Source organism: Parvibaculum sp. (assembly GCF_049672805.1).
Taxonomy (GTDB): Bacteria; Pseudomonadota; Alphaproteobacteria; order Parvibaculales; family Parvibaculaceae; genus Parvibaculum.
Genome location: NZ_JBATWS010000019.1, coordinates 1 through 2,848, shown reverse-complemented (window position 1 = coordinate 2,848; position 2,848 = coordinate 1). Strand labels below are relative to the sequence as shown.

Below are 2,848 nucleotides of genomic sequence, written 5' to 3'. Positions count from 1 at the left end.
GCCCGGTTGTTCGCAGCCATGCCTTCGACCTGCCGAAGAAGGTTCGTGCGCTCGCTCTGCGTCATGCTCTGTCGAGCAAGGCGAAGGCTGGCAGCCTGATCATTCTTGATGAGGCGAAGCTCTCCTCGCCGAAGACGAAGGATGCGAAGGAAGCCTTTGCAAAGCTCGGTCTTACTTCGGTGCTCGTGATTGATGGCGCGGAGGTCGATGAGAATTTCGCTCTCGCGGCGCGCAATCTGCCGAATGTCGATGTGCTGCCGGTGCAGGGCATCAATGTGTACGACATCCTGCGGCGCGAGAAGCTCGTGCTGACCAAGGCCGCGGTGGAAAGCCTGGAGGCTCGCTTCAAATGAACGAGCGGTATTACGACATCATCGTGTCGCCGGTGATCACCGAAAAGGCGACGATGGCCTCGGAAGCGAACCAGGTCATCTTCAAGGTGGCACCTGGTGCAACCAAGCCGCAGGTCAAGGAAGCGGTTGAAAAGCTCTTCGACGTGAAGGTGAAAGCGGTGAATACGCTGATCCGGAAGGGCAAGACGAAGCGGTTCCGTGGCATTGCGGGGCGGCAAGCAAGTTTCAAGAAAGCGATCGTGACCCTTGAAGAGGGCCATTCGATCGACGTGACGACTGGACTTTGAGGATCGGGCTCCGGCCTCTAAAGCGAGAAGCCTAGAACGATGGCACTGAAAAAATACAAACCGACAAGCCCCGCGCAGCGCGGTCTTGTGCTCGTAGATCGGTCTGGCCTGCATAAAGGCAAGCCGGTGAAGAGCCTGACCGAAGGTCTGACGAAGACTGGCGGTCGCAACAATCATGGCCGGGTTACGGTCCGGTTCCGTGGTGGCGGGCACAAGCGCAGCTATCGGCTGGTCGACTTCAAGCGCACGAAGGCCGATATTCCGGCGACTGTCGAGCGGCTGGAGTATGACCCGAACCGTACGGCGTTCATCGCGCTCATCAAGTATGACGACGGTGAGCTTGCCTACATCCTCGCGCCGCAGCGTATCGCGGCTGGCGATCGGGTGGTCTCGGGTAACCGCGTTGACGTGAAGCCGGGCAATGCGATGCCGCTTCAGAACATCCCCGTCGGCACGATCGTGCACAATGTGGAGATGAAGCCGGGCAAGGGCGGTCAGATCGCCCGTTCCGCTGGTGCCTATGTGCAGATCGTGGGCCGCGACCGTGGTTATGCGCTTCTCCGCCTTTCTTCGGGCGAGCAGCGCATGGTGCCGGGTGCCTGCATGGCGACGATTGGCGCCGTGTCGAACCCCGACCACGCGAACATCACGATCGCGAAGGCAGGCCGTAATCGCTGGCTCGGCAAGCGTCCGCATGTTCGCGGCGTTGTGATGAACCCGGTTGACCATCCCCATGGTGGTGGTGAAGGCCGTACCTCGGGTGGCCGTCATCCGGTCACGCCCTGGGGCAAGCCGACCAAGGGCAAGAAGACGCGCAGCAACAAGGCGACGAGCAAGTACATCGTCCGCAGCCGTCATCAGAAGAAGGGTTAAGGGACCACTGTCATGTCACGTTCTCTGAAAAAGGGCCCCTTTGTTGACGGCTACCTTCTCAAGAAGGCGGAAGCCGCTCGCTCTTCGGGCCGCAAGGAAGTCATCAAGATGTGGAGCCGTCGCTCCGTCATTCTGCCGCAGTTCGTCGGCCTGACATTCGGCGTCCACAACGGTAAGAAGCATGTTCCGGTGCTCGTGACCGAGGATATGGTGGGCCACAAGTTTGGCGAGTTCTCGCCGACGCGCACCTATTACGGCCACACAGCCGACAAGAAAGCGAAGAGGGGCTAATCATGGGCAAAGCAGCAAGCAAGCGCCGCCTGCCTGATAACGAGGCTCTGGCCACGGGCCGGATGCTTCGGGTAAGCCCGCAGAAGCTCAATCTCGTCGCACAGCTCATTCGCGGCAAGAAGGTGGAGACGGCGCTCGCCGACCTGACCTTCTCGCGCAAGCGGATCGCGGGCGATGTGAAGAAGGTTCTGCAGAGCGCTATAGCGAATGCAGAAAACAACCACGACCTCGATGTCGATGATCTGATCGTCTCCGAGGCTTATGTGGGCAAGAACCTGGTCATGAAGCGCTGGCATGCGCGGGCTCGCGGTCGTGTTGGCCGTATTCAGAAGCCCTTCAGCCAGATCACCATCGTCGTGCGGCAAGTCGAGGAGCAAGCCTGATGGGTCACAAGGTAAATCCGATCGGTCTGCGGCTCGGCATCAACCGCACATGGGACTCGCGCTGGTTCGCCGGTCGTCATGAGTATGGCCAGCTGCTGCATGAAGACCTCAAGATCCGTGAGCTTCTGAACGAGCAGCTGAAGCAGGCCGGCATCTCGAAGATCGTGATCGAGCGTCCGCACAAGAAGTGCCGCGTGACGATCCACACGGCTCGCCCTGGTGTCGTTATCGGCAAGAAGGGTGCGGATATCGAGAAGCTTCGCCGCGACATCGGCAAGATCACGAGCTCCGAAGTGCATCTCAACATCGTCGAGGTGCGCAAGCCCGAGATCGACGCAACGCTGGTTGCCGAGAATATCGCTCAGCAGCTGGAGCGCCGTGTGGCTTTCCGCCGTGCGATGAAGCGGGCCGTGCAGTCTGCAATGCGCCTTGGCGCCGGCGGCATCCGCATCAACTGTGCGGGACGTCTTGGCGGTGCGGAAATTGCGCGCACGGAGTGGTATCGCGAGGGCCGGGTGCCGCTGCACACGCTTCGCGCCGATATCGACTATGGCGTGGCGACTGCGAAGACGGCCTATGGCACCTGTGGTGTGAAGGTCTGGATCTACAAGGGCGATATCCTTGAGCATGACCCGATGGCTTCCGAGCGCCGTGCGCTGGA

General features: G+C 60.5%; 6 protein-coding genes. All 6 read left to right on the top strand.

Translation table 11 applies throughout. From position 1 onward, the window contains the following. Window positions 1-353, top strand: a 353-nt coding sequence (locus WBF74_RS00690) for a 50S ribosomal protein L4 (protein WP_424433829.1), incomplete at its 5' end; no start/stop codon positions are given. Continuing rightward, window positions 350-640: a 50S ribosomal protein L23 gene (locus tag WBF74_RS00685; protein WP_424433827.1), complete on the top strand. Its 291-nt coding sequence runs from the start codon at window positions 350-352 to the stop codon at window positions 638-640. The genes WBF74_RS00690 and WBF74_RS00685, both read left to right, overlap by 4 nt. Window positions 641-679: 39 nt before the next feature. Then, the gene (gene rplB, locus WBF74_RS00680) at window positions 680-1,513 is read left to right on the top strand and encodes a 50S ribosomal protein L2 (protein ID WP_424433825.1); all 834 of its coding nucleotides are present in this window, start codon (window positions 680-682) and stop codon (window positions 1,511-1,513) included. Between the two features lie 12 nt (window positions 1,514-1,525). After that, complete coding sequence (gene rpsS, locus WBF74_RS00675) at window positions 1,526-1,804, top strand: 30S ribosomal protein S19 (RefSeq protein WP_424433823.1); 279 nt, start codon at window positions 1,526-1,528, stop codon at window positions 1,802-1,804. Window positions 1,805-1,806: 2 nt separating this feature from the next. Then, complete coding sequence (gene rplV / locus WBF74_RS00670) at window positions 1,807-2,187, top strand: 50S ribosomal protein L22 (RefSeq protein WP_424433821.1); 381 nt, start codon at window positions 1,807-1,809, stop codon at window positions 2,185-2,187. Further along, window positions 2,187-2,848: 30S ribosomal protein S3 (gene rpsC, locus WBF74_RS00665; RefSeq protein ID WP_424433819.1), on the top strand; the 662-nt coding region annotated here is incomplete at its 3' end. The genes rplV and rpsC, both read left to right, overlap by 1 nt.

What these genes read in the sequence shown, in the direction of transcription:
- WBF74_RS00685 (WP_424433827.1), top strand. Translation starts at nt 350, where the DNA reads ATGAACGAGCGGTATTACGACATCATCGTGTCGCCGGTGATCACCGAA.
- rplV (WP_424433821.1), top strand. Translation starts at nt 1,807, where the DNA reads ATGGGCAAAGCAGCAAGCAAGCGCCGCCTGCCTGATAACGAGGCTCTG.
- rplB (WP_424433825.1), top strand. Translation starts at nt 680, where the DNA reads ATGGCACTGAAAAAATACAAACCGACAAGCCCCGCGCAGCGCGGTCTT.
- rpsS (WP_424433823.1), top strand. Translation starts at nt 1,526, where the DNA reads ATGTCACGTTCTCTGAAAAAGGGCCCCTTTGTTGACGGCTACCTTCTC.